The organism is Nonomuraea sp. bgisy101, assembly GCF_057708945.1.
Map to the genome: position 1 here is coordinate 64,446 of NZ_JBYITD010000015.1, position 24,642 is coordinate 89,087.

At 70.8% G+C, this 24,642-nt stretch carries 27 protein-coding genes; 9 read left to right on the forward strand and 18 right to left on the reverse strand.

What is annotated here, in order from left to right; translation table 11 throughout:
* Positions 1-33: 33 nt before the first annotated feature.
* Positions 34-1,251 (forward strand): cytochrome P450, encoded by a 1,218-nt coding sequence (locus AC3EO4_RS27170; protein WP_431898442.1) that lies wholly within the window; start codon positions 34-36, stop codon positions 1,249-1,251.
* Positions 1,252-1,420: 169 nt separating this feature from the next.
* Here the strand turns inward: AC3EO4_RS27170 and yczE are convergent, their stop codons facing one another.
* Entirely contained in the window at positions 1,421-2,233 is an 813-nt protein-coding gene (gene yczE, locus AC3EO4_RS27175; protein ID WP_431898443.1) for a membrane protein YczE, read from the reverse strand.
* 62 nt (positions 2,234-2,295) lie between these two features.
* On the opposite strand from yczE, the gene yczR reads away from it, so the two are divergent.
* On the forward strand, positions 2,296-3,765 hold the full coding sequence (gene yczR, locus AC3EO4_RS27180; RefSeq protein ID WP_431898444.1) for a MocR-like transcription factor YczR: 1,470 nt from the start codon (positions 2,296-2,298) through the stop codon (positions 3,763-3,765).
* Positions 3,766-3,793: 28 nt separating this feature from the next.
* Here the strand turns inward: yczR and AC3EO4_RS27185 are convergent, their stop codons facing one another.
* A complete protein-coding gene (locus AC3EO4_RS27185; RefSeq protein ID WP_431898445.1) occupies positions 3,794-4,336 on the reverse strand; it encodes a hypothetical protein in 543 nt (180 codons plus the stop codon).
* A 229-nt stretch (positions 4,337-4,565) separates the two neighbouring features.
* Between AC3EO4_RS27185 and AC3EO4_RS27190 the strand changes: the two genes are divergently transcribed.
* Positions 4,566-5,621, forward strand: coding sequence for a LysR family transcriptional regulator (locus AC3EO4_RS27190; protein WP_431898446.1), 1,056 nt, complete (start codon positions 4,566-4,568; stop codon positions 5,619-5,621).
* A gap of 102 nt (positions 5,622-5,723) precedes the next feature.
* Here the strand turns inward: AC3EO4_RS27190 and AC3EO4_RS27195 are convergent, their stop codons facing one another.
* From AC3EO4_RS27195 to AC3EO4_RS27235, 9 genes are all read right to left on the reverse strand, one after another.
* Entirely contained in the window at positions 5,724-7,451 is a 1,728-nt protein-coding gene (locus AC3EO4_RS27195; RefSeq protein ID WP_431898447.1) for a tetratricopeptide repeat protein, read from the reverse strand.
* 349 nt (positions 7,452-7,800) lie between these two features.
* The gene (locus AC3EO4_RS27200) at positions 7,801-8,904 is read right to left on the reverse strand and encodes a tetratricopeptide repeat protein (RefSeq protein ID WP_379575794.1); all 1,104 of its coding nucleotides are present in this window, start codon (positions 8,902-8,904) and stop codon (positions 7,801-7,803) included.
* 13 nt (positions 8,905-8,917) lie between these two features.
* On the reverse strand, positions 8,918-9,103 hold the full coding sequence (locus AC3EO4_RS27205) for a hypothetical protein (protein ID WP_431898448.1): 186 nt from the start codon (positions 9,101-9,103) through the stop codon (positions 8,918-8,920).
* Between the two features lie 21 nt (positions 9,104-9,124).
* Positions 9,125-9,316, reverse strand: coding sequence for a hypothetical protein (locus tag AC3EO4_RS27210; RefSeq protein WP_379575796.1), 192 nt, complete (start codon positions 9,314-9,316; stop codon positions 9,125-9,127).
* A gap of 361 nt (positions 9,317-9,677) precedes the next feature.
* Positions 9,678-11,402: a tachylectin-related carbohydrate-binding protein gene (locus tag AC3EO4_RS27215; RefSeq protein ID WP_431898449.1), complete on the reverse strand. Its 1,725-nt coding sequence runs from the start codon at positions 11,400-11,402 to the stop codon at positions 9,678-9,680.
* A gap of 54 nt (positions 11,403-11,456) precedes the next feature.
* On the reverse strand, positions 11,457-12,263 hold the full coding sequence (locus AC3EO4_RS27220; RefSeq protein ID WP_431898450.1) for a carbohydrate ABC transporter permease: 807 nt from the start codon (positions 12,261-12,263) through the stop codon (positions 11,457-11,459).
* Positions 12,253-13,224, reverse strand: coding sequence for a carbohydrate ABC transporter permease (locus tag AC3EO4_RS27225; protein WP_431898451.1), 972 nt, complete (start codon positions 13,222-13,224; stop codon positions 12,253-12,255). The genes AC3EO4_RS27220 and AC3EO4_RS27225 overlap by 11 nt, the downstream gene beginning before the upstream one ends.
* Before the next feature lie 49 nt (positions 13,225-13,273).
* Positions 13,274-14,536: an ABC transporter substrate-binding protein gene (locus tag AC3EO4_RS27230; RefSeq protein WP_431898452.1), complete on the reverse strand. Its 1,263-nt coding sequence runs from the start codon at positions 14,534-14,536 to the stop codon at positions 13,274-13,276.
* Entirely contained in the window at positions 14,526-15,764 is a 1,239-nt protein-coding gene (locus AC3EO4_RS27235) for a Gfo/Idh/MocA family protein (protein WP_431898453.1), read from the reverse strand. Before AC3EO4_RS27235 ends, AC3EO4_RS27230 begins: the two co-directional genes overlap by 11 nt.
* Before the next feature lie 98 nt (positions 15,765-15,862).
* On the opposite strand from AC3EO4_RS27235, the gene AC3EO4_RS27240 reads away from it, so the two are divergent.
* Entirely contained in the window at positions 15,863-16,948 is a 1,086-nt protein-coding gene (locus tag AC3EO4_RS27240) for an ROK family transcriptional regulator (RefSeq protein ID WP_379575802.1), read from the forward strand.
* Between the two features lie 16 nt (positions 16,949-16,964).
* Here the strand turns inward: AC3EO4_RS27240 and AC3EO4_RS27245 are convergent, their stop codons facing one another.
* A complete protein-coding gene (locus AC3EO4_RS27245; protein ID WP_431898454.1) occupies positions 16,965-17,507 on the reverse strand; it encodes an ArsR/SmtB family transcription factor in 543 nt (180 codons plus the stop codon).
* 95 nt (positions 17,508-17,602) lie between these two features.
* On the opposite strand from AC3EO4_RS27245, the gene AC3EO4_RS27250 reads away from it, so the two are divergent.
* Positions 17,603-18,550 carry a DUF2218 domain-containing protein gene (locus tag AC3EO4_RS27250; protein WP_431898455.1) on the forward strand — a complete coding sequence of 316 codons (948 nt, stop codon included), beginning with the start codon at positions 17,603-17,605 and terminating at the stop codon, positions 18,548-18,550.
* A 3-nt stretch (positions 18,551-18,553) separates the two neighbouring features.
* On the opposite strand, the gene AC3EO4_RS27255 is transcribed toward AC3EO4_RS27250, so the two are convergent.
* Positions 18,554-19,333, reverse strand: coding sequence for a GlxA family transcriptional regulator (locus AC3EO4_RS27255; protein WP_431898560.1), 780 nt, complete (start codon positions 19,331-19,333; stop codon positions 18,554-18,556).
* 3 nt (positions 19,334-19,336) lie between these two features.
* Complete coding sequence (locus AC3EO4_RS27260; RefSeq protein WP_431898456.1) at positions 19,337-19,525, reverse strand: hypothetical protein; 189 nt, start codon at positions 19,523-19,525, stop codon at positions 19,337-19,339.
* Positions 19,526-19,619: 94 nt separating this feature from the next.
* Between AC3EO4_RS27260 and AC3EO4_RS27265 the strand changes: the two genes are divergently transcribed.
* Together AC3EO4_RS27265 and AC3EO4_RS27270 are read left to right on the forward strand one after the other, a co-directional pair.
* Positions 19,620-20,555 (forward strand): NADP-dependent oxidoreductase, encoded by a 936-nt coding sequence (locus tag AC3EO4_RS27265; RefSeq protein ID WP_431898561.1) that lies wholly within the window; start codon positions 19,620-19,622, stop codon positions 20,553-20,555.
* Positions 20,556-20,587: 32 nt separating this feature from the next.
* Positions 20,588-21,088 (forward strand): anthrone oxygenase family protein, encoded by a 501-nt coding sequence (locus AC3EO4_RS27270; RefSeq protein ID WP_431898457.1) that lies wholly within the window; start codon positions 20,588-20,590, stop codon positions 21,086-21,088.
* Here the strand turns inward: AC3EO4_RS27270 and AC3EO4_RS27275 are convergent.
* Positions 20,997-21,794: a hypothetical protein gene (locus tag AC3EO4_RS27275; protein WP_431898458.1), complete on the reverse strand. Its 798-nt coding sequence runs from the start codon at positions 21,792-21,794 to the stop codon at positions 20,997-20,999. The genes AC3EO4_RS27270 and AC3EO4_RS27275 overlap by 92 nt on opposite strands.
* 118 nt (positions 21,795-21,912) lie before the next feature.
* On the opposite strand from AC3EO4_RS27275, the gene AC3EO4_RS27280 reads away from it, so the two are divergent.
* Together AC3EO4_RS27280 and AC3EO4_RS27285 are read left to right on the forward strand one after the other, a co-directional pair.
* Positions 21,913-22,215: a SpoIIE family protein phosphatase gene (locus tag AC3EO4_RS27280; RefSeq protein WP_431898459.1), complete on the forward strand. Its 303-nt coding sequence runs from the start codon at positions 21,913-21,915 to the stop codon at positions 22,213-22,215.
* Between the two features lie 132 nt (positions 22,216-22,347).
* Positions 22,348-22,974 carry a DUF1707 SHOCT-like domain-containing protein gene (locus AC3EO4_RS27285; RefSeq protein ID WP_431898460.1) on the forward strand — a complete coding sequence of 209 codons (627 nt, stop codon included), beginning with the start codon at positions 22,348-22,350 and terminating at the stop codon, positions 22,972-22,974.
* 84 nt (positions 22,975-23,058) lie between these two features.
* On the opposite strand, the gene AC3EO4_RS27290 is transcribed toward AC3EO4_RS27285, so the two are convergent.
* The 3 genes from AC3EO4_RS27290 to AC3EO4_RS27300 all read right to left on the reverse strand — a co-directional run bounded on the left by AC3EO4_RS27290 (position 23,059) and on the right by AC3EO4_RS27300 (position 24,435).
* Complete coding sequence (locus tag AC3EO4_RS27290; RefSeq protein WP_431898461.1) at positions 23,059-23,604, reverse strand: SRPBCC family protein; 546 nt, start codon at positions 23,602-23,604, stop codon at positions 23,059-23,061.
* A gap of 6 nt (positions 23,605-23,610) precedes the next feature.
* Entirely contained in the window at positions 23,611-23,952 is a 342-nt protein-coding gene (locus AC3EO4_RS27295; protein WP_431898462.1) for an ArsR/SmtB family transcription factor, read from the reverse strand.
* 141 nt (positions 23,953-24,093) lie between these two features.
* Positions 24,094-24,435, reverse strand: a complete 342-nt coding sequence (locus AC3EO4_RS27300; RefSeq protein WP_431898463.1) for a hypothetical protein — start codon at positions 24,433-24,435, stop codon at positions 24,094-24,096.
* Positions 24,436-24,642: the final 207 nt, after the last annotated feature.

The following is a 24,642-nucleotide window of genomic DNA, read 5'->3' on the forward strand; positions in this document are numbered from 1 at the left end:
ACCCTCGAACGACGAGACAGGGAGGCACGCTCCGTGGAGCCGGCAACCATCTACGAGCAGATCCACCAGTTCGCCAACCGGGCGAACCCGTACCCGCTGTACGCCGAGCTCCGCAAGACGCCCGTCGTGAGGCTGGAGGACGGCAGCTACGTCGTCAGCACCTACGACGAGATCGTCGCGCTGCTGCACGACCCGCGCATCAGCTCGGACAAGCGCAAGGCGGACAACCCGCCCCCCGAGGAACCGCTGCCGCCCTCCTTCATCACCACCGACCCGCCCGAGCACGACCGGCTCAGGGCGCTCGCGATGCGTCACTTCGGACCACCCCATGCGCCACGCACTGTCGACGACATGCGCGGAGAGCTGCACGAGATCGTCAAGGACCTGATCGACGGCATCGCGGACAGGACGCAGGCCGACGTCGTCGACGACATCGCCTACCCGTTCCCCGTCACCGTCATCTGCCACCTGCTCGGCGTGCCCCGCGAGGACGAGCCCAAGTTCCACCACTGGGCGGAGGAGATCGTGGAGACCCTCGGCGTCGGCGAGGGCGGCGTGGAGGAGCGGGCCAGGCGCCGCCACGCCGCCATCATGGCGCTGGCCACGTACCTGGGTGGACTGGCCCAGGCCCGCCGCGAGAACCCGGGCGACGACGTGCTGTCGGGACTGGTCACCTACGAGGGTCCCGACGGGGCGCTCTCGGAGATCGAAGTGATCACCACCGCCACGTTGCTGCTGATCGCGGGGCACGAGACCACGGTCAACCTGATCACCAACGGGATGCTGACCCTTCTGCGCGATCCAGGGCTGATCGAACGGATCCGTAACGAGCCCGACCTGGTGATCCACACGGTCGAGGAGCTCCTGCGGTTCGAGCCGCCGGTGCAGTTCCTGCCGCAGCGTGTCGCGCTCGACGACATCACGATCGCGGGCGTCACCATCCCCAAGGGCTCCTCCATCGCCCTGGCCCTCGCGTCGGGCAGCCGCGACCCGGCGCACGTGCACGATCCCGACCGGTTCGACCCCGACCGCCCCTACATCCAGCACCTCGGGTTCGGCGGGGGGATCCACCACTGCTTCGGCGCTCCGCTGGCCCGCCTGGAGGCCCAGATCGCCCTTCGCGAGCTCGCGAGGCGGCTGGTGAACCCGAGGCTCGTCACCGACCCGCCGCCCTACCGCCCGAGCTCGACGCTGCGCGGCCCGCGCCACCTCGCCATCGAGTACGACCGGGTCCTGCCGTACCAGCCTTGACCCAGGCGATGTGCCCGAGCGGCAGCGTGGCCGTGGCCGCGATGGACGGGTCCAGGTCGACGATGTGGCTCGGGTGGAAGAGACCGGATGCCTGGTTCGCTCATCTCTCCGCTCGCTCGCGCATTCGTGAGCGCACGCCTTCGCGATCTCCGGCGACGTGGGCCCGGCGTCAGGGTAGGGGATGGGAGCCGGCGCGGGGTTCGTCGGGCGAGGGCTGCCCGCCGGCGCGGTCGGCGGCGTCGCGGTACGCGAACCAGGGCATGAAGAACTGGGTGATCGGGCCGACCGCGAGTGCGTACAGCACGGTGCCGACTCCCACGGTCCCGCCGAGCAGCCAGCCCATCGCGAGCACGGTGAGCTCGATCCAGGTACGGACGAGCCGGATGGAGTGCCCTGTGGCGGCGGACGCGCCCGTCATCAAGCCGTCCCTGGGACCTGGGCCGAAGCGCGCGCCGACGTAGACGGCGACGGACAGCCCGTTGAGGAGGATCCCCCCGGCGAGCAGACCGGCCCGGGCGGGGAGCCCGAGGTCCTGGGGGATGAGCAGGAGGCCCAGGTCGGACGAGCACGCCAGGACGGCGATGTTCGCGACGGTGCCGAACGTCGGTGCCTGCCTGAGCGGGATCCACAGCAGCAGCACCACGACGCCGATGACCGCGCTGATCGTGCCGAAGCTCAGGGGCGTGTGGCGTTCCAGCCCCTCGTACAGGACGCTCCACGGGTTGACACCGAGCGAGGCCCGCACCATGACCGAGAGGCTGAACCCGTAGAGGGCGAGGCCGATGAACAGCTGGGGGAGACGTCGCAGTGGACGTTCGGTGAGGCGGACGTAGGTGAGCGGGGGAGGGGAGGGGGTGGAGCGAGGGGCCGGCCGAGCCGTGACACGTGCCCGACGGCGGCGCTCCAGCCGGTGCCCGTCACCGTCGGTGATCTCCTGCTCCATACCGCTCGCCTCCAGGGGTTCGTCTGACTTCAAGGCCAATGAGGCGAGTCTGTAGAGTGATTGGCTCAGAAGACATGGCCAATCTCAGGGGAATGGTTGGTATGGCCGACTCGAACCCGCTGGAACGCGGCGATCGGGCCCTGGGCAGCCGGCAGCTCGCCGCCATGCTGCCCGACCTCGCCGGAGCGCGGCCCGCCTATCGCCACCTGGCGGAGGCGATCAGCGCGCTGATCCTGGACGGACGGATCGCGCTGCACGTACGGCTGCCCGCCGAGCGGGAACTGGCGATCGTCCTGAACACGAGCAGGGCCACGATCACCGCCGTGTACGACCTGCTGCGCGAGCGCGGGTTCGCACACAGCCGCCAGGGTTCGGGCACCTGGACGGACCTGCCGGAAGGCCGCGGGACCACCGGCGTCACCCGGCTCCTCGGCCCGGAGGACATCGCGATCGACCTGGCCAGGGCAGCCCCCGGACTGCCCGGGCAGGCGCTGGCGGACGCTCTCGCGACCGTCGCCCCGCACCTCTCGGAGCACGCGAACACCCCCGGCTACCACCCGTACGGCCTGCCCGACCTGCGCGCCGCCGTCGCCGAGCGCTTCAGCCGGCGCGGCCTTGCCACCGTGCCCGAACAGATCCTGGTGACCTCCGGCGCCCAGCACGCGTTCACGCTGGTCCTGGCGCTGCTGTGCCGCCCCGGGGACCGCGTCATGGCCGAGAATCCGTCCTATCCGAACGCTTTGGACGCCATGCGCAGAGCGCGGCTGCGCACCGTGTCCGTCCCGGTGACCGACACCGGCTGGGACATCGAGATCATCGAGTCGACCCTGCGCCAGGCGGTGCCCCGCCTCGCGTACCTGATCCCCGACTTCCACAACCCGACCGGTTGCCTCATGCCCCAGCAGGAGCGCGCCCGTCTCCTGCGAGCCGCGCAACGCTCCGGCACGTGGCTCGTCGTCGACGAGACGCTGGCCGAACTCGCCCTCGACGTCCCCGCCCCGCCGCCTCTCGCCTCCCACGCCACGCCTCGCGGGAGCGGCCAGATCATCACCATCGGGTCGATGAGCAAGACCCACTGGGCGGGGTTGCGCATCGGCTGGCTGCGCGCCCCCGCACGCCTGGTCACCGAACTCGCCGGGCAGCGGGTCGCCACCGACATGGGCGGCTCGGTCCTGGATCAGCTGCTGGCCCTCACCCTGCTGGCCAGGGCCGGAGAGCTGGTGCCGCCTCGCCTGGAACACCTGCGCGAGCAGCGCGCCGCCCTGGCCGCCGCCCTGAACGAGCACCTGCCTGACTGGACCTGGCGACCGCCGCCCGGCGGCCTTTCGCTGTGGGTCGACCTGGGCGAGCCCATCGCCTCGGCGCTGGCCGAGCGCGCGCTGGACTACGGCGTGCGGATCGAGGGCGGCGCCTACTTCGCCACCGACCCCGGCATCTTCGAACAGCGTCTGCGCATCCCCTACACCATGCCGCCGGACACCCTGCGCGAGGCCGTGCGCCGGATGGCCACCGCTCTCGCCGACGGCCCATCGCCGTCACCCGCTTCCCGGCGACCGCACTGGGTCGCGTGAGGGCATCCCCCGGGCGGCGACGCCCGGGTCAGTTCCGCCCCTCCTTGCGCGCCCTGACGGCGCGGTTGGAGGGGCCGAGCCACATCAGGACCAGTGCCGCGACCGTGGCCGCCACGCCGACACCGTCCAGGAAGCGCAGGATCGTCGGGACGTCGTCGGTGAGGTCCAGCAACCAGATGCCGAGGCCGATGAGGGCGAACGGGATGACCGCGATCCGTGCCCAGTTTCTTCGCGCCCAGACGAACGCCCCGAAGAACAGGAACGTCACTCCGACGAACGCCATGATCGAGGTCCGCGCGGTGAGCGTGGAGTAGGCGTCGTCCAGGGCCGCCGCGATCAGCGTCTCCCCAAGGCTCGCGGCGTCCGCGGAGCCGCCCAGCTCCCTCTTGATCACTTCGTCGATCAGGCCGCGCAGCAGCTCCCTGCCGCCGGTCAGCGCGACGACGAGGTTGCCGATGCCCGCGAGCGCCGCGAGCGCGAAGAGGGCCGCGGCCGCCCTCAGCGTCGCCGGTCTCGCCGGCGGCCGGCCGCCGTGTTGCGGCGCGGCTGTATACGCGTGCGATGATGCCATGATCACTCCTGGTCAGAGACGATTGTCATGCTGAAATGCCCGGCGCACCGGACGGCGCGGGCGGCCCGCTTTCGAGATGAATCCCGGCGGGGGCGAGAAGCAATGCTCTATGTTTCGATCACCGATGTCCATCGGAAGTCGAAAGAATCTTCGGATAAGTTCGGCGGGAACTGGGATCAGTTTCCACGGGACTTTCCGTGCAACACGAAAGTGAGGATGTGAGCCGCACATGTCAGCGCCGCTTCCCGAACTGGTGCCGCCGGCCGACCCGATGGCCGAACTCCTGAGTTGCCCGCCCGCGCTGCTCGACACCACGTTGGACCAGCTCCGGACGTTGATCGTCGTTCGGCGGACGGGGTCGGCGCTGCAGGCGGCACGGCTTCTCGGCAGGGAGCAGTCCAGCGTCCAGAAACAGCTCGACACGCTCAACCGCAATTTCCAGTCGTTGTGCGGCGAGGTATTGGTGAGCAAGCGCGGCAGAGGGAAGGACTTCGTTTTCACCCCCACCGGCGAGATCCTCGTCGAGGGCGCGCGAGCGGTGCTCGCGCGCTCGATGGACGACCTTCACGAATCTCGGCGGCGCATCGGGAAAACGCTCACGGTGGGCACGACGGAATTCACGCTATGGATTCTCGCCCGTGCCTGGGAAACGCTCGCGGACGAATTCGCGCGCCGTGGCGTCGAATTCCGGCTCGTGCACGTCCGCACCAGGGATTTCTGGTCCCGCCTGGACGAGGGGCAGGTGGACCTGCTGTGCGGCAGCGTCGTCACGCCGGTCGGTGACCACGCCAGCCACGGCAAGTACGACAGCATCGAATGGCGCCGCGGCAGCCCCGTCCTGCTGACCAACCTTCCGGAGGCCGACCTGCCCGGTGACGCGGTCGCCACCAGCGCACTCGGCGGACTGCCGCTGATCGTGCCCGTGAGCGGGCTGATCGCCGACTTCCTTGCGCGCTGGTTCGGTCCCGCGTTCCGTGACCGGCTGAACATCGTGGCCGAGATCGAGGATCTCCAGTACGGCGTCGCGCTCCTGAGGGCGCGGCTGGCCAAGGGCTGCATGATCGTGACCCGCACGCTCGGCCGCCGTGCGGTCGAGGCGGCGGACGGCACGGCACTGCGCGTCGTCGAGCTGACGCACGACGTCGAGCCCAAGCTGGAGATGGTCTCGGCGGTGTTCACCAGGAAGGGCGAGCGCGAGCGGTACGGGCCCGATCATCCGCTGAACCTGCTGTGGGAGGCCCTGGGCAGAGAGGCGGCCGAGACCGGCCACCCCGCGGGAGGGTAGCCGGGCAGCTCGGGGACGGCGGGCGGCGGGTGTGTCCGCCTTCGGATCGGCACCGTGGTAACGGCACCGCCGACAGCCGTGACGGGCCCGCGCGGGTGCCGGTCAGGTCGAGCCCATGGCGGTCCTGACCTGCTCCATCAGCGTGGCGTCCCCGGACCGGCCCGCGAGGCGGTGGCACAGCTCGTACGCCTCGCGGGCCGCCGCGCGGTCACCCTGTTCGGCGCGTGCCCGCCCGAGCTGGAGCACCGCCTGGACGACGTCCTCCGTGAGGTCCCCGGCCAGTTCGAGCACCCAGTGGAACGACGCCTCCGCCTGCGACGGGTCCCGGTGCACCGCCCACAGCAGGCAGGTCGCCGCGGGGTAGGCGTCACGAGCCGTCCGCGCCACCCGCCGCCAGGCGGACTCGGCGCCCGCCAGATCGCCGCGCCGCATCACCAGCACCCCGTGGAAGAACCACGCCCTCGCCTCCAGCGGGCCGAGTCCCACCTCGCCCAGCCGGCCGATCCCGATCTCCGCGCCCCGCGAGCCGTGCTCGTACGAGAACATGAGCCCGACCAGGGCGGCTCCCCACGCCGCGTGCAGGGGATGGCCGGTGTCCATGGCCCGCTCGTACGAGCGCACCGCCGCCCCGATGTCCCCTTGTGCGAGGAAGTGCTCGGCGGCCTGGAGCGCAGCCGTACCCACCAGGTCGGGATCGTTCAGATCCACCCCCTCCACCGTGCTGCGCGCCTGGTCCAGGTCGCCGAGCAGGCTGAGCTGCTCGAGCGAATCCTGGGCCCTGGCCCGGTCCTCGGGGGTGCCGATCTGGAGCGCGAGCAGCCAGGCGGCCTCGGCGCCCCTGAAGTCGGTCTCCCTGGTCAGCAGGACACCGAGGTTCACGGCGGACTTGCCGCTGAACATCGGCTGCCGCAGGTCCGCGGCGTCCTGGTAGGCCTGCCGCGCGCCGTCGGCGTCCCCGTTCTCCTCCAGCAGGGTGGCGAGGTTGAACAGCCCGCCCGCGGCCGCCAGCGGGTCCGGGCTGTGGGAGACCTGGCGCAGCTCGGCGATGCCGGCTTCGAGATCGCCCAGCTCGCGGGCGAGCAGCACCCCGACGTTGACCGCGGCCATGGCCGCGGCCCAGCCCTCCCCGTGCTGTGCCTGTCTCAGCACGGCGACCGCGCGGCCGGCCTGGCCCCGGGCGCTGAGAATCGAGGACAGGTCGAGCGCCGCCATGGGCCCGTACCTCCGATGTCCGGTGGCGATCGCGCGTTCGAGCACGGGCACGGCACGTTCGTGCTCACCCGCCATGGAGAGCGTCGAGCCCAGGTAGGAGAGCCCTTCCGCCGCCACCTCCAGGATCGGGGAGTCCGAGGCCTGCCCGAACGCCTCGGCGGCAGCGTCCAGATCCCCTTCGGCCACCCACAGCCGGCCGCGTCCGAGCGCCGCGCGGCCGACCACCTCCTCGGCGGTGGCCGGGGTCTTGCGAGGGGTGATGTCGTGCCGGGCGAGGACCTTCATGTTGTCGCGCCCGGCCTTCCCGACTCGCTTGGTGCCATGGTCGGTGGCGTAACGCCAGGCGGCCTGGGCGGCCTCCAGATCCTCGTCGACCAGCACGTCGCCGATGCGCAGGGCCGCGTGTGGGGCGAGCTCGGGCTCGCCGCCCTCCACGATGCGCGAGAACCAGTCGAGCGCCTCCGCGCGAGAACCGTTCGCGAGCAGCGTCTCCGCACACTCGGCGAGCATCTCCGCCCCCTCCCGCGTACCGGAGATGTCGGCGGCCATGGCCAGGATCGCGATGTTGAGACCGCTCTCCGGTGGCAGCCGAGGGATCCTGCCGATGGTCCGAGTCATGCCGCTCCTGCCTCGCCTTCTTCACGTGCCAACCACGATCAAAGTGCGTTTCTACCAAAAGGCACGTCCGGAACGTCGCTATTTGCGGTGATTATCTCGGGATCATTTGTAGTAATCCTCTAGACATCTCTGTGGGCCCACCCCACCTGGACGATCTCGATCGGCTGGTGACGCCAGGTTCGCCTGCCGCTCTCCAGCCACCACGTGATCGCCTGGAGGAACATGCCGCTGCCCGCGGCAAGCTGGTGATCGTGATGGACGACGACGTCCCGAGCACGCGAGCAGGTGACCCGCGTGATGCCCGTGCGGGGGTGAACCGGCCGGTGGTGGGCGACCGGTGGGCGGCCGGTCAGGAGTCGCGGCCGCGCCGCGCGCCCTGAAGCGCGGCGTAGTTGGCGCGGCAGGTGGCCAGCACCGGGTGGTCGGGCGAGACCGCGCCCTCCAGGATCGCCAGGGCGCGGTGGTACAGCGCCGCGGCCTCCGCCCTGTCGCCCTGGTCCTCCTTCAGCAGGGCCAGATTGTTGAGCGTGGGAGCCAGCTCGGGATGCACCGAGCCGAGCGTGTGTCCCTTGACGGCCAGGGATCGCCGGTAGAGCTGCTCTGCTCTGGCCAGGTCGCCGCGCCGGTAGGCGATCGCGGCCAGGTTGTTGCAGGTGACGGCGACCTCGGGGTGGTCGTCACCGTAGACGCGGGTGAAGACCTTCAGCGCCTGGATCAACAGCGCCTCCGCTTCCTCGTGCCGGCCGAGGGCGTCCAGGATCGCGGCCAGGGCGGCACGGTCGGCGGCGGTGACAGGGTGATCGGCGCCGAGGGCGCGCTCGCTCAACGCCAGCGAACGGCGGGCATGCGGTTCGGCGGCGGCGAAGTCGCCTCTGGCGTGAGCGAGCCCGCCCAGGTTGTGGTGGACGGCGGCCAGGTCCAGTTGGTGCGGGAGCAGCGCCCGCTCCAGGAGTTCGAGGACCTGATGGTAGAGCTGTTCGGCCTCGGGAAAGCGGCCGGAGTACTTGAACGTGACGGCCAGTTCGTTGAGCAGGCTGGCCAGTTCGGGCGGCTCGGGCCCCGGAAGTCGCCTGGCCCGGGCGATGGCCGCGCGCAGGAGCCGTTCGGCCTGGTCGTAGTCGCCGTCGGTGCGGTGGACGGCGGCGAGTTCGCCCAGAACGGACAGCGTCAGCCGGGCCCCCTCGATGGTGGCGCCTGCTCGCTCGCTCAGGGTGAGCGCCTCGTTCAGGGTCGTCGCGGCCTGCGGCAGGTCACCGAGGTGCCGGCGCAGGCCGCCTTCCATGAGCAGGACCGCGGCCAGCGCCTCGGCCGTGTCGGCTTCGGTCGCCGATCCGCTTCCGGTCAGCAGGAGGCGCGCCTGGACGGCGTGCTCCAGCGCGGCGGAATAGTTCCCCTCGCTCCTGTGCCGCACTGCTTCGGCCAGGGCGTGGACGATGTCCTGCTCGGATTCCATCGGTTTCGTGCTTTCAGGCGTGGATCAGGATGGTCTCGTTGTGGTTGAGACTCAGCCGGTTGTCGGGCCTGGGCTTCGCCGCGGCGTCGGCCGCGGCGGTGGTGGCCGCTGCCGCGCCGGAGGCCAGCAGGAGCGTGAGCAGTCCGGCGGCAAGCCGCCGTCCGGTCTCGGCTCCCGGCTTCTTCTCGTGTGCGGACATGCTGTCCTCCGTGCCGCGCGGTCAGTCTCGGACCAGCACGGTCTCGTTGTGGTTGTGGCTGAGCCCTGGCGACGGTCCCGGCCTGGCGACTGAGGCGTCGGCCGTGCCGGCGGTGACCGCCGCCGCGCCGGAGGCGAGGACGAGCGCGAGCGCCGCGGCGGCGGTGAGCCGGCGTCCGTTTCCGGGCTTCGCATGGGTGTCGGGTGTGGGCATATGTCTCCCCGTGGTGAGCTGTCCTGCGCGGACAGGCGATTCCCCCGGCCGCCCGCGGTTTCGCGGGCGGCCTTCAGCCTGCGGGACCTGCCGGTAACGGCGGCGCGGGCGGTCGCGACCGCCGGGAGTCGGCCAGGACGGATGGGAGTACGGCCCGGCGGCCGCTGAAGGTTTCGGCGGGAGTGGCGTGTGTTGTCATCCACTTTCTCCGATATCGATCGGGCGGCCTCGAACGCGGTGGGCGGCCGGCCTGACCTCCCGTACCGGCGATCCGAGAACCACGCAGTCATATGCCCGCTTTGTACTCGATTCTGCTTGTTAATCCCTTTCAATTCACTTGCAAGGGAGTTGACAGCCGAGGTCAGATGCGGCGGGCCTTACGCCAGGACCTGTCGTACAGCATCTCGCCGTCGAGCGTCGACGGGCCGCCGACGTCGGCGAGCGTCGGCCCGTTGACGGACTTGCGGCTGGAGACGAACCTGTGCCTGCCCGTGGAGTCGATGCCCAGGTAGACGCCTACGTGGTCGATGGCCGTGCCGTCATCGGACGAGCCGTCCCAGAACAGCAGGTCGCCAGGCTGCAGGTCGGCGTACGAGGCAGGCTTGGCGCCCTTGCCGTCGATGACCGTCACCCCAGGGGCCGTGTCCTCGGCCATCTCGACCGCGCGGCGCGGCAGCGCCCCCGCGGGCATCGCGCCCTCGACGCCCAGCGGCAGCCCGCCGCGGTACCCGAAGACCATGCGGACGAATCCTGAGCAGTCCAGGGCGCCCTTCTGCTTCGCCTCAGGCGCGTCGGTCTTGCCGGGGTAGGACCAGGGGACGCCGAGATAGTCGTTGAAGTCCGACCCCTCCTGCCGGGTCCCGTCCGCCAGGAGCGGCCCGTAGTCGGCGTCTCCCGCGTAGCGCAGGCCGTCCTTGGTTCTGTCGGGAGCCTGCGCGAGGTACTGCGTGGCGATCGCCAGCAGGTCCTCCTCGCCGGCGTCGCGCGGACGATCCAGCCATTCGCCGGCCCACGGCGCCCCGAGCGCCCACGGCGCGGGCAGCAGCGACACCCGGGCCCTGGTGGCCACGCTCGCCTTGCTGTTCGCCTCGGTCAGGGTGCGGAGGTCGCCGAACGTCAGCGCGGTCCGCGCCCCCACGGTGAACGCGGCCCGCACGCGCCCGTTCCGGTAGGCGAGAGTCTGTCCCTGCCTGCCCGCGGCGTAGCCGGAGAAGGAGGTGTTCGCCGCGCAGGCCGTGGCGTCGGCGAAGACGGAGGTGAGGCCGGCCAGGCCGGTTCTGGCGGTCCTGCGGGCCTGCCAGACGGGGGCGCCCGCGAGCGGGTCGGCGTGGCGCTCCCACCACAGCCGGCCGGTGAGGTCCAGGCCGTACATGACCCCGCCGCCGGCGGCCGACATGCTGCGGTAGCCGTCCCAGCCCTCGCCGACGACGAGCCCGGTGCCCTCGCCGAAGGCCGTTCCGCCGCCGCGGGGGTCGGTGTGGCGGTACCAGCGGACGTACCCCTTGGTGTTGACGCCGTACAGCGTGCCGTCCCTGCCGGTCATCAGGCGGGTGACGGCCGTCCATCCGGAACGGATGACCTTGCCGCTGCCGGCCGCCCAGCCTTCGGCGCCCGTGGTGGGGGACAAATGGCGGTACCAGCGCAGGTCACCCGACCTGTCCAGGGTGTAGATGACACCCGAGCCCGTGGAGACCGCGTCCACGATGTCGTGCCAGCCGGTGCCGATGACCGTCCGCTTTCCCGGAGCCCAGCCCTCCTCGCCGGTGGAGGGGGCGAGGTGGCGGTACCACTTCAGGTCGCCGTCCCTGTCGATGGCGTAGATCACGCCGGCGCCGCCGGAGAACACCTTCGTGAGCGTGTTCCAGCCGTGGCCGATCTCTCTGCCGCTGCCGTCGGCCCAGGCGTCAGTGCCGGAGGCGCCCTGGCGGTGACCGTACCAGCGAAGCTTGCCGCCGCTGTCGACGGCGTAGACGGGCACGACGGCCGAACAGGTCACCGGGGTCGTCGCGGCGGAGGCGGGAAGGGGGACGCCGACGAGTCCGGCGCCCACCACGAGGGAGGCGACTAAGGCCCCAAGATCGCGCATGCCGGGAATCGTACTGCCTCACCCCTTCCCGCCTGCCTCCGCAGGCGACGAGCGCTACTTCAGCGCGCCCGCCGTCAGTCCCGTGACGATGCGGCGCTGGAAGAACAGGACCAGGAGCACCAGGGGGATCGTGACGAGGACGCCGGCCGCCATCTGCGTCCCGAACGGGGTGTCGTACTTGGCGGCGCCGGTGAACTGGGCGATGCGGACGGTCGCCGTCTGCGTCGCCGGGTCGTTGATCATGGTGACCGCGATGATGAACTCGTTCCACGTCGCGATGAACGCCAGGATCGCCGTCGTGAAGATCCCGGGCGCCGCCAGCGGGAGCATCACCCGCCGGAAGGCGGTGAACGGCGTGCAACCGTCGATCATGGCCGCCTGCTCCAGCTCGAACGGCAGCTGCCGGAAGAACGTGGTGAGGTTCCACACGGTCAGCGGCAGCGCGAACGACATCGACGGCGCGATCATCGCCTGGTAGGTGTTGATCCACCCGATCGCCGTGAACAGCTTCAGCAGCGGCACGATCAGCAGCGCCCCGGGGAACATGGACACCGCGATGATCAGCGCCAGGATGAGGTTCTTGAAGCGGAACGTCAGCCTGGCCAGCGCGTAGGCCGCGAGGGTGCCGACGAGCAGCGTGACCGCGGTCGTCACCCCTGCGACGATCAGGCTGTTGACGAGCGACCGGCCGAACCCGACGCCCTCCTCGAAGACGGCCTGGTACGACTCGACGGACCACGGCACGGGGACGGGGGTCTTGTCGTACATGTCGGCGGTGCGGCGGAAGCTCGACACCACCATCCAGTAGAACGGCACCAGGCAGTAGAGCGCGATGCCGATCATGCCGGTCCTACGCAGCATTCACGGCCTCCTTCCCGCGGCCGCGCACGTCGCTCAGCAGGTCCGCGCCCAGCAGCCTGACGAACACGAACGCGATCACCGCGATGTACAGGAACAGGGCCGTGCCGTACGCCGAGGCGGGCCCGTAGTGCACCCTGGTCGCCTCGTCCCAGATCAGCCCGGACAGCGTCTCCACCGAGTGCTTGCGCGGGCCGATCAGGACGTACGGCAGGTCGAAGATGCGCAGCGCGTCCATCAGGCGGAACAGCACCGCCACCAGCAGAGCGGGCCTGACCAGCGGCAGCGTGATCCGCCAGAACGTCTGCCTGGGCGAGGCCCCGTCCACCCTGGCCGCCTCGTACACCTCGTGCGGGATGATCTGCAACCCGGCCAGCACCAGCAGGCCGACGAACGGGGCCGTCTTCCATACGTCCGCGATGATCACCGCGAACTTGGCGTGGACGCCCTCGGCGGTCCACAGGATCTCCGTGCCGAGGAGCGCGTTGGCCACGCCGTCCGCCTGGAAGATCCACTTCCACATGAGCCCCGACACCGCGGTCGGCACCGCCCACGGGATGAGGATGCTGGCCCGCAGGAACGCCCGCCCGCGGAAGGCCCTGTTCATGACCAGCGCCATCGCCACTCCGAGCACGACCTCGAGCGTGACGGTGACCACGGTGAACAGCGTGGTGTTGAAGGCGGCGTTCATGAACCGCTCGCCCACCACGCCCGCGTAGTTGGCCAGCCCGGAGAACTGCTCGCCCTCCACCACGAAACCGTCGGCGTCCAGCGTCTCGCCGCTGGTGTAGAACGACTCGCGCATGGCCGCCACCAGCGGATAGAACACCACCAGCGCGAGCACGATCAGCGTGGGCGAGAGCATGGCCGCAGCCAGCCACGAGTGGCCGCGCGCCCCCGCCCCCCTTCGCCGCCTGCCGGACCCGGTGGTCACCGGGCGCGGGTTCTCGGTCAGCGTGACCACCGTCCTGCTACCTCCCTCGGTCCGTACGGCGTGCCGTACCGGATGGCGGTTACTTGAGCAGCGGAGCCAGCGCGGACTGCAGCTCGGTCAGGGCCTGGTCGGCGGGCTTGGCGCCGGAGACGATCGCGTAGGCGGACTCCTGGATGGCCGCGGTCACGTCGCCGTACTTGACCGCGGCGGGGCGCGGCTTGGCCGCCAGGATGCCCTCCTTGAGCGCGGGCAGGTACGGGTACTTCTTGATCAGGTCGGGGTCCTCGTACAGCGAGGCGCGGGCCATCGGCGTGGAGTTGATCAGCGCGAACGCCTTCTCCTGCTCGGCCGAGGTGACGAACGCGATGAAGTCCCTGGCCGTCTCCTTGTGCTTGGAGAAGGCCGAGACCGCCAGGTTGTTGCCGCCGAGCGTGCCCGCGCCGGGGCCGGACAGCCCGGGAATGGGCGCCACGTCGAACTTGCCGTTGACCTTGCTGGAGCCGTCGGTCTTGTTCGCGGCCTCGTACATGTAGGCCCAGTTGCGGTAGAAGAGGAGCTTTCCCTCCTGGAAGGCGACCCTGCCCTCCTCCTCCTTGAACGTGATGGCCTCCTTGGGGATCAGCCCGCTCTTGAAGCCGTCGGCGAGGAACTGCGCGCCCTGCTTGGCCGCGTCGCTGGTGACCTGGGGTTGTCCCGCCGAGTCGAGGAACTGGCCGCCGGCCGAGTTGACCGCCTCGGCGAAGTTCACCGTCAGGCCCTCGTACTTGTCGAACTGCCCGCCGTAGCAGCTCATGCCCTTCTGCTCGGGCAGGACCTCGTCGCAGATCTTCTTCATCTCGGCCCACGTCTTGGGCGGCTGCTCCACCAGGTCCTTGCGGTAGTACAGCAGGCCGGTGCCGGTGAACAGCGGCATCGCGTAGAGCTTGTCGCGGTACTTGCCGGTCTCGATGGACGGCGGGAGGAACCCGGTCACGTCGAAGCGCGGTCCCGTCAGCTCCTCGGCCCACCGGTTCGCCGCGAACTCGCTGGTCCACACGGCGTCGATGAGGATCACGTCGAACGAGTCCGACTTGGTCTGGGCGTTCTGGATGAGCTTGCGGCGCTGCTCGTCGGCGCTCTCGGGGAGCAGGTTGGAGGTCACCTTCTGGTCAGGGTGCTTGGCGTTCCAGGCGTCGACGATCTTCTGGGTGGCCTCGGCCTCGAACTTGCCGCTGGCGAACGTGATCGGCCCTCGGTCGCCGCCGCCGGACTCCGCGCTTTCCTCCGCGGTGGGGGTCGAGGATCCGCAGGCCACCAGGCTCATGCCCAGGGCCAGGACGGCCGCGATCTGCTTACCGTGCATGGGGGGTTGTTCCTTCCAGAGTGACGGTCTCGCCGTTGAGACGTGACCTCTCGGCCGCCCAGGCGATCAGATGGCTGTGCAGGCTCTCGCCGGGCGAGGAGAGAATGGGGGAGCGGTCCCTGGTGGCGACCGCGGTGAGGAACGCGTCGACGAGCCCCTGGTCGCCGCCGCCGTGCCCACCGGCGGCCGTGGAGTCGCCCATGGGCCGGGTGTCCACGGTCTCGACCTCGCGGGTGACGAAGTCGTGGATGGTCAGGCGCTCTCCGTCGCCCTCGACCGAGCCGCGGGTGCCGAAGATGCGGGTCTGCCGGTGCGCGGCGGGGGTGAAGCCGGTCATCGTGAACGACGCGGTGGCGCCGCCCTCGAACTCCATGTTCACGACCTGGTGGTCGACCACGTCGTTGTCGCAGTCGTAGACGCACCTGCCGTAGGGGCCGGTCCTGAGCGCCTCGAGCAGCCCCCGCTCGGAGACGTCCTCGGACAGCACGGACACCGGCCACACGTCCTGCCCGGCGAGTGGCAGGTAGATACGCAGAGCGGAGTACGGGCAGTCCGCCTCGACCGCGCAGTCCAGGCAGCGGCCTGCGGCTCCTTCGGGCTTGTTCTCGGGCCGGAAGTGGTGCAGCCCGCCGAACGACGACACCCTGGTGACCGACCTGCCGGTGATGTGCACCAGCCAGTCGAGGTCGTGGCTGGACTTGGCGAGCAGCATGAACGTCGACTGGTCGGCCCTGCGCCAGTTGCCGCGGACGTAGGAGTGCGCCTGGTGCCACCAGCCGACCGGCTCCAGGTGCTGCACGCTGACGATCTCGCCGATCCGGCCCGCGTCGAGCAGCGACTTCAACGTCCTGGTGTAGGAGGTGTAACGCATGACGTGGCATACGGCGAAGACGGCGTCGTGCCGCTCGGCCGCGGCCACGATCCGGTGGCAGTCCTTCTCCGAGACCGCCATCGGCTTCTCCAGCAGGATGTCGTAGCCGCGTTCGGCGAAGCGCTCCGCGGGTTCGACGTGGTCGGCGTCCTGCGTGGCGATGATGACCGCGTCCGCCTGGCGGGGGAGCGCGGCCAGTGCCCGCCAGTCGGTGTACGGCGTCGCCTCGGGGAATCTGTCCCGCCGTACGGCCAGCGGATCGGCCACCGCGACCACCTCGGCCCGGCCGGACGCGATGGCGTGGCGGGCATAGGAGGTCCCCCGAGAACCCGCGCCGACGACGGCGAGAGTCACCATCTTTCCTCCACTTATGTAACCGGCTTACGTATGTCGGCTGATGCTAGAATCCTGGCCGTTGGACGTCAATGGGGCAGTTACGAGAGTAGGTCTCATAAGTGCTGGGGGACGCGTCTCTGGTACGCAAGGTCAACACCCAGGCCACGCTGCGTGCGCTGCGGAGTGAGGGCGTGGCCACACTGACCAAACTCGGCCGCATCACCGGGCTGTCCAGGCAGACCGTCGAGGCGGTGCTCGACGAACTGGGCGAGCGTGGCTGGGTCAGGGAGATCCCGCCCGACGGCGGCGTCATGGGCAGGCCGGCGCGGCGCTTCGGCTTCCGTGCCGACGCGGGCTACGTGATGGGCGTCGACGTCGGAGCCAACAAGATCCTCGCCTCCCTCGCCGACCTCAACGGGCGGGTGGTCGCCTCCGAGCGGACCGTCGTCGAGGACGCCGCGGGCGCGCCCGAGCGGCTGGCCGCGGCCGAACGCACCGCCCTGGCCTGCGCCGACGGGTACGGCATCGCCAGATCGCGCGTCTGGGCGGTGGCGGCGGGAACGGTCGGCATCGTCGACAGGACGGGCCGCGTCACGCTCTCCCTGGTGCTGCCCGGCTGGACCGGCGTCGACCTGGCCGCGCACGCGGGTCGCTGGTTCGGATGCAAGGGCCTGGCCGACAACGACGCGAACCTGGCCGCGCTGGCCGAGCACTGGTGCGGCAGCGCCCAGCACGCCCAGGACATCGTCTACGTGCTCGCCGGGCGCAGGGCGGGCGCCGGCATCGTCATCGGCGGCAGGGTGCACCGCGGGCGCGGCGGCGGCGCCGGCGAGATCGGCGCCCTTCGTCAGGTCGGCTGGGAGGACGCGGGCCGCGCGCTGACGGAGAAGGGCAGGCCCGACGAGGTGTTCGCCGCCGCGGGCGCGGGCGAGGAGTCGGCGGTGGACGCGGTCGACGGCTTCGCGTGGAACCTCGCGGTGGGCACCTCGGCGCTCGTGCTCGCCATCGATCCCGACATGGTGGTGATCGGCGGCGGCTACGCGCGCGCGGGCGAGGTGCTGCTCGCCCCGCTCCGCCGCCATCTGGACGACCTGTGCCTCAGCGTGCCCGAGGTCGTGACCTCCACGTTCGGCGACGAGAGCGTCGCGCTGGGCGGGGTACGGCTGGCCCTGGACCACGTGGAGCGCGAGGTGCTCGGGCTCTGAGCACGCCCTCGGGCGGTCATGGAGCGCCCGGCTCGGGAGCCGAGGGTAGCGCGGGGATGTCCGCAGGGTAGAGGCTGAGCAGCAGGCCGTAGGGCTCGCCCCGGCGGTCGTCGTTCTCGCGCTGCGCGGCGGCGAACTCCTTGATCCGTGTCACCAGCGCGCCGGCCTCCTCGGGGGTGAGCCAGAGGTGCTGCAGCACGGTGTGCCCCTGGTCCTGGCGGACCGGCAGCATCTCGGCCATGGCCTCCTTGAGGAGGAACTCGGCGCCCATCTCAGAGGCGAGCCTGATGACGCCGGCGGCCCTGGTGAAGTACTGCTCGGTGCCACCGCGCACCTGCCGGGTGTAGGCCAGGCGAACGAGCCCTGCCTCCCGCAGGACGCGGACGTGATAGGCGATCGTGCCCTTGGCCGATCCCAGCGCCGAGGCCAGCTCCGCCAGCGTCGCGGGCCGCTGACGCAGCACGTTCATCATGCGCTGCCGTACGGGATGCCCGAGCGCCTTGAACTGCGCGGACGTACGCAACGTCAGCTGCTCGTCGTCGGTCGGCCGGTCGTTCACAAGAAAAGTGTCGAGGAATCTCGACGTTTTGACAAACACCTCTTAAGTGTCGAATATTGTCGACGCTTCCTCGTCGTCCAGCCGAAGGATTTCCGATGCCCTCCTCGACCGCGCACGTCCCGACCGAGCGCCCCGAGCGCTACATCAAGCAACTGGTCTCAAACCTGGGGAACAAGGCGACCACCGAGCTGTCGAGCGACGGCAGGGGGACGGTCACCCTCCGCCACGGTGGCTGCGTGCTCGCCCCGGCCGGCGACCACCTGCGCCTGATCGCCACGGCGGCCGACACGGAGGCGCTGGCCGGCGTCCAGGACGTCGTCACCCGCCACCTGCTGCGCTTCGCCACGCGGGAGGAGCTCCGCGTCGAATGGACGGCGCCCCTGCGCGGCGACGACATGCAGATCATCGACCCGGTCGTCGAGGACTACGTGCTCACCCATTGCACGCCGGCCGACGAACTGCTGCGGGACCTGGTGAACGCGACGCGCGAGGCGACCGGTGACGCGGCGGGGATGCAGATCTCGCATGACGAGGGCGCGCTGCTGACCATGCTGGTCAGGATGATCGGCGCGCGCCGCGCGATCGAGGTCGGCGTGTTCACCGGTTACTCGGCCCTCTGCATCGCCCGCGCGCTCCCGGCCGACGGCCTCCTGCTCGCCTGCGACGTGAGCGAGGAGTGGACGTCCATCGCCCTGCCGTACTGGCGGCGCGCGGGCGTGGCCGACCGCGTCGACCTGAGGATCGGCCCCGCGCTCGACACGCTGCGCGCGCTCCCCGCCGAGCCCGCCTTCGACTTCGCCTTCATCGACGCCGACAAGGTGAACTACCCGGCCTACTACGAGGAGATCGTCCCGCGGCTGACCACGGGTGGCCTGATCGTCCTCGACAACGTGTTCCAGGGCGGGCGCGTCTTCGACCCGGCATTCCAGGAGGACAACCAGGTGGCGATGCGGCGCATGAACGAGATCGTCCTCGGCGACGACCGGGTCGAGTCCGTGATGCTGCCGGTGCGCGACGGCGTGACGCTCGTTCGCAAGCGCTGAGCCCTACACGGCCCGGTGGTCCTTGGCGCGGAAGGTGTGGCGGTAGGCCGTGGGCGAGACGCCGACCGCGGCGGCCAGGTGCTGGCGCAGCGAGGCGCCGCTGCCCAGCCCCGCCTCGGCCGCCACGCGGTCCACGGACAGGTCCGTGGTCTCCAGCAGCCGCCGGGCGTGCCGGACGCGCTGCTGGGTGAGCCACTGCAGCGGGGTCATGCCCACCTCTTCACGGAAGCGGCGCGAGAAGGTGCGGACGCTCATGCGGGCGTGCTCGGCCAGTTCGGGCAGCATGATGGGCTCGCCGAGCCGTTCGAGCGCCCATGCCCTGGTCGCCGACGTGCCCGAGGCTGACAGCTCGGGCAAGGGGCGTTCGATGAACTGGGCCTGGCCGCCCTCGCGCCATGGCGGCACGACGCAGAGCCGCGCCACCCGGTTGGCGACCTCGCTGCCGTGGTCGCGGCGCAGGATGTGCAGGCACAGGTCGACCCCTGCGGCCACCCCGGCCGCGGTGAGCACCCTGCCGTCGTCGACGAACAGCACCGCCGCATCGACCTTGACCCGCGGGAACATCCGCTGGAAATGATCGGCCTCGTTCCAGTGCGTGGTCGCGGGGCGCTCGTCGAGCAGGCCGGCCGCGGCCAGCACGTACGACGCGCTGCAGATCGACACGATCCTGGCCCCGGGCCGGACGCGGGCGAGCGCCGAGGACAGCTCCTCGGGCAGCCAGTTCCTCTCCTCCGCGGGGCCGCAGGTGAACGGAGGGATCACCAGGGTGTCCGCGCTCTCCAGCGCCTAGCCCCCGTGCTGGACGGCGAGCGCGAAGTCGGCGCTCGTCGTGACGGGGGCGCCGTCAAGGCTGCAGGTGATGACCTCGTACAGCGGCGCGCCGTCGTTCGCGGTGGCGGTGCCGAAGATCCGGACCGGGATGCTCAGCTCGAAGGGGTAGACGCCCTCGAGGGCCAGGACGACGACGCGATGCATGGCCAGATCCTTCCACATATTGGCTATCTGGCCACTCGTGGGCCCCCGCCGGCCGCGCCAGGCTTACTCCACACGAAACGGGAGGAATGCGATGATGCGCGCTGTAGGTCAGGACTCATTCGGCGGCCCTGAGGTGTTGAAGGTGGTCGAGGCCGAGCGGCCTGAGCCAGGCCCGGCCGAGGTGCTCGTGCGGGTGCGCGCGGCCGGGGTCAACCCGACCGACATCTGGCACCGGGCCAGCGGGGGCCTGGCGGGCGGCGACGCCCCGGTCAGGCTGGGCTGGGACGTGTCCGGCGTGGTGGAGGCCGTCGGGCCGGGCGTGACCACGATCGAGCAGGGTGACGAGGTGTTCGGTCTGCCGCGCCACCCGCTGCCCGCCGGCACCTACGCGGAGTACGTCACCTCGCCCGCGCGGCACCTGGTCCGCAAGCCCGCCGGGCTCTCCCACGAGGAGGCGGCCGCGCTGCCGCTGGCCGGGCTCACCGCATGGCAGGCGCTGGTGGACACCGCCCACGTGCGGCCCGGCCAAAGGGTGCTGATCCACGCCGCGGCAGGCGGCGTCGGCCACCTGGCCGTCCAGATCGCCAAGGCGCGCGGCGCGTACGTCGTCGGCACCGCCCGCGCGGCCAAGCACGAGTTCGTGCGTGGCCTGGGCGCCGACGAGGTCATCGACTACACCGAGGCCGACTTCGGCGTCGCGACCGGCGACATCGACGTGGTGATCGACACCATCGGCGGCGAGTACGGCCCGCGCTCGCTGCGGACGCTGCGCGCGGGCGGCATCGTCGTCTCGCTGGCCTCACCGGCCGAGGCGTACCTGGCGGCCGAGGCGCGCCCGCTCGGGCTCCGCGCCGCCTTCATGATCGTCGAAGCCGACCATGCGGGCATGCGGGAGATCGCGGCCCTCGCCGCGGCCGGCCGCCTGCGCCCCAGGATCGAGGCGGCGCTGCCCCTGGAGTTGGCGGCCAAGGCCCACGAGATCGCCGAGAGCGGCCGCACCACCGGAAAGATCGTCCTGACCGTCGCCTGAGAGCGCCGGTCCACCACTCCATGGAGAGCAGCGTGAAAGCCCTCAGCACCATCGCCCTCGTCCTGTCCACGCTCAGCGCCGGACTCATGGCAGGGCTCTTCGCCGCCTTCGCCTACGCGGTGATGCCCGGTTTACGGCAGAGCGCCGACCGGACCCTCGTCGAGGCCATGCAGAAGATCAACGTCGCCATCCTCAACCCGGTCTTCATGATCGTGTTCATGGGCGGCCTGGTCTTCACGCTCGCCGCCGTCGCCCTGCACTGGCAGGGCGACCTGCGTGCCGCCCTGCCGTGGGTGATCGCCGGCTGCGTGTTCTACCTCCTGATGTTCGGCGTCACCAGCGGCGTGAACGTCCCGCTGAACGACCAGCTCGCCAAGGCCGGCGACCCGGCGAAGATCGCCGACCTGGCGGCCGTGCGGGAGGCGTTCGAGGCGCGCTGGATCACCTGGAACGTCGTCCGGGCCGTCGCCGCCACCGGCTCGTTCGGCTGCTTGGTCTGGGCGCTGATCCTCCACGGGCAGGCCCGCGGCTGACCATCCGCGGGACCTGCAGTCCCGCGCCGACCACCATCCGCTGGAGCTGCTGTCGAGTCTCGACGAGCTGCGCGAGCGTATCGCCCTCCACCTGACCGCCGACCAGCCGGGCGACGTACTGCCCCTGGTGCGTTCGGAGAAGGAGGGCGAGCCCGCAGGCCAGGAGGAGGACGGCACGCTCGCCGGCCGTACCGTGCTGGTGGTCGACGACGACACGCGCAACCTGTTCGCGCTGACCGGCATCCTGGAGATCCACGGCATGCGGGTCCTGCACGCCGAGGACGGCGAGCGGCCGATCCCGCTGGAGTACCTGCGCGAGCATGCCCATCCCGACGACGACGCCACGGCCGTCGGCCGTTCCCTGCGCACCGTGCCGCACCACCGGCGGCCGGCCTCCACCTCCTTCAGGCTCCAGCGCCGTGACAGGAGCACCCGCCACATCCGCGTCGTCGCCGAACCCGTCTTCGGCCCCGACGACCGCATGATCGCCGTACGGGGCGCCTGCCAGGACATCTCCGCACAGCACTGGACCGAGGTCGCGCTGGCCGCCACCCGCGACCAGCCGGCCCACTCCGAGCAGCAGGCGGTCGAACGCAACCGGCTGACGCTGCAGCTCCAGCACGCCATCATGCCGCCCGCCCAGGGCCCCGTGGAGGCCTTCGGGCTGAACATCGCGGTTCGCTACCGCCCCGCCGAGGAGGAGCACCTGGCCGGCGGCGACTGGTACGACACGGTCGTCCTGACCGACCGCGTCACCGCCATCTGCGGCCTGTACGACCCCGACACCAGGGGCTGCGCTGGGCCAGGGCGGGCCACCTGCCGCCGTGCTGGTGCGCGGCGGCACCGCGAGGGAACTGCCGCTGATCGGCGGGCTGATGCTCGGGGTGATCTCGGAGGCCGACTACGAGGAGGGGGAGGTCAGGCTGGAGCGCGAGGACGCGCTGTTCATGTACACCGACGGCCTGATCGAGCGGCGCGGCATCGCGCTGGAGCGCTCGCAGGAGCGCCTGCTCGCCACTCTCGCGCGCCTGGACACCACGCTGGAACACAGCCTCGATCGGCTCCTCACGCACAGCAACTCCGACACCGACGACGACACCTGCCTCATCGGGATCGAGGTGATCTGACCGGCCACGATGACCGGCCTTGATGGCGGCCGCGACGCCCTGGCGCCAACCTATTCTCCAGTTGGATAATAAGGTGGACCTCGGCCGCGCTAACCGGGCGGCACCCTCGCGTGGTTCGAGGCGTGGATCGACATGACAGGACTGAACATGATGGAGCATCCCGGGCGCACGGAGGACCAGCAGGTGCGGGCCTCCGACCACGAGCGTGACCGCGCGGCGGACCGCGTGCGGGTGGCCGCCGCCGACGGGCGGATCGACCTGGCCGAACTGGATACGCGGCTCACCAGGATCTACGAGGCCAAGACGCACGCCGACCTGGAGCGGGTGTGTCGCGATCTGCCCGAACCGGGCCGCACGGACCTGCTCGTGGTGGACCAGCAGCCCACCTCCCGCTTCGCGCTGGGCCTGTTCGGCGGGTTCGAGCACGAGGGTCAGTGGGTCGTCCCGCGGAGGTTCTCCGTCGTGTCGATGTTCGGCGGCGGCAGGATCGACCTGAGCGAGGCCGCCTTCACCGCCCACGAGACGCGCATCCGCGCTCTCGCCCTGTGGGGTGGCACCGAGATCGTCGTCCCCGACGACATCGAGGTCAAGGTCAGAGGCCTGGGGCTGTTCGGCCTGTTCGGCAAGCGCGGCACCAGGCGCGGCAAGCCGGGCGCGCCGCGCATCGTCATCAGCGGGCTCGCCATGTTCGGCGCCGTCGTCATCAGGACAAGGCGACAGGCGACACGCGGCGACCTGACCGACCGTCCTGCGGCATGAGGAGCCGATGCTGGGGAGATCATGGATTTCTCCTGCTGATTCCCGGGTTCCGGTCGCGCTCGTGATCGTGGGCCTGGCCGGGGGTCAGCCGGCCTCGTCCATGCCCGGCACGTGGGCCCCGGACGGCACCCCCGCCGTGAGATACGCGTCGTAGTAGACCTTCCAGGAAGGCGTCATGCCCGCGTGCGGGCCCTCGTGGCGCTCGCCGCCGATCGCGGCGTCCAGGGCGGCGAGGCAGACCTCCCAGCCTGCCGCGTTGCGGGCGGCCGTGTTCTCCGCCGCCAGGACGTTGGTGAGCGTGAAGCGGGTGCTGTCCGCCCCGACCGGTTCCAGGTCGAAGTGGATCTCGTCGCCCTCCCAGTCGAACGACAGGTGACGCGGCGCCTCGACGGCGAGGACATGGCCGGTCGAGTCGGGCAGGTTCGGGCCGGAGCTGAATCGGATCTCGCCGCCGGGCCGGAGGTCGATCTCGACCTTGGAAGGGAACCAGTGCGCGAGTTCGGCCGGTTGCGTGACGAACTGCCAGACGCGCCCGATCGGGTGGGTGTAGGTGCGGGTGAAGCGCACCGCCGGACGGCCGTCGTCGAGGTGTACGTAGGTTCCGGTGGCTTCAGCGGGTCCCGTGGTCATGGTGGTTCAGTCCTTTGAAGGGTCGGGTTGCTGCAGGCCCGCCGTCTCGTCGAGGCTGCTGCCCAGCGCATCGAGGCCGGCGTTCCACAGCCTTCGGTACGGCTCGAGCCATGCGTCGAGCTCGGACACGGGGCCTGGGTCGAGCGCGTAGACGCGACGCTGGGCCTGCTGGTGCACACGCACCAGACCAGCTTCGCGCAGCACCTTCAGGTGCTTCGACGCGCTCGGCTGGCTGAGGCCGCACTCTTCGACGATCTCGCCGACCGGCCGTGGGCGCTCCAGGAGCAGCGCCATGATGGCCCGGCGGTGCGGGTCGGCCAGGGCGGCCCAGACGGCTGTGTCTGCCATGCCGCCAAATATTCCCCATGAGTTATATGCCTGTCAAGGCATACATGTGGGCCTGGAGCGCTCACGCCCATCGCGCGCCACGAAGAGCCCGTGGCGAGTGCGCTGGTCATGGACGGTGCCGGCGCCGCAGCTTGTCGGGGTTCAGCACGGCCCACACGGCGGTGACACTGTGTCCCGGCGACGCTCACGCTGACCACCGCCACGGCCTGGCCCGCCCGGCGCAGCACCAGACGCGAGCAGGCCTCGAAGGCCGATCTCCTCGCGTTCGACGTCCGTCGGATCGACCAGCCAGTCGGTGACCGGCAGGACGACGACCTCTTCCGGGTGGCTCGCCTCGGCCAGGGTCAGTTCCGCCTCGACCTCGATCTTGAGCTCGTACAGCACGTCGTTCTCGCCGTTCGGCGCGCTCATCTTTCCTCCATGCGTGTTGTAGTGGATGTCCGGCAGCCTGATCCCGGCCGGCCAGGCGTTCGCCTCGCCCATCGGCCGCCTGTCGCCGTCATGCCGGGAGCGGCCCACCCGCGTTCGGGACGGCTGCGAAGGTTCTGCGAAGGCGGGCCGCCCGCGTTCGGGACGGGCGCGGGCTCTATGAAGGCGGGGCCGCGCACTCGCCGAGCTTGGTGACGAGCTTCGACCCGACCACCACGATCTTCATGTCGAACCCTTCTGTACGCCGGGGCCCTGCCGCCT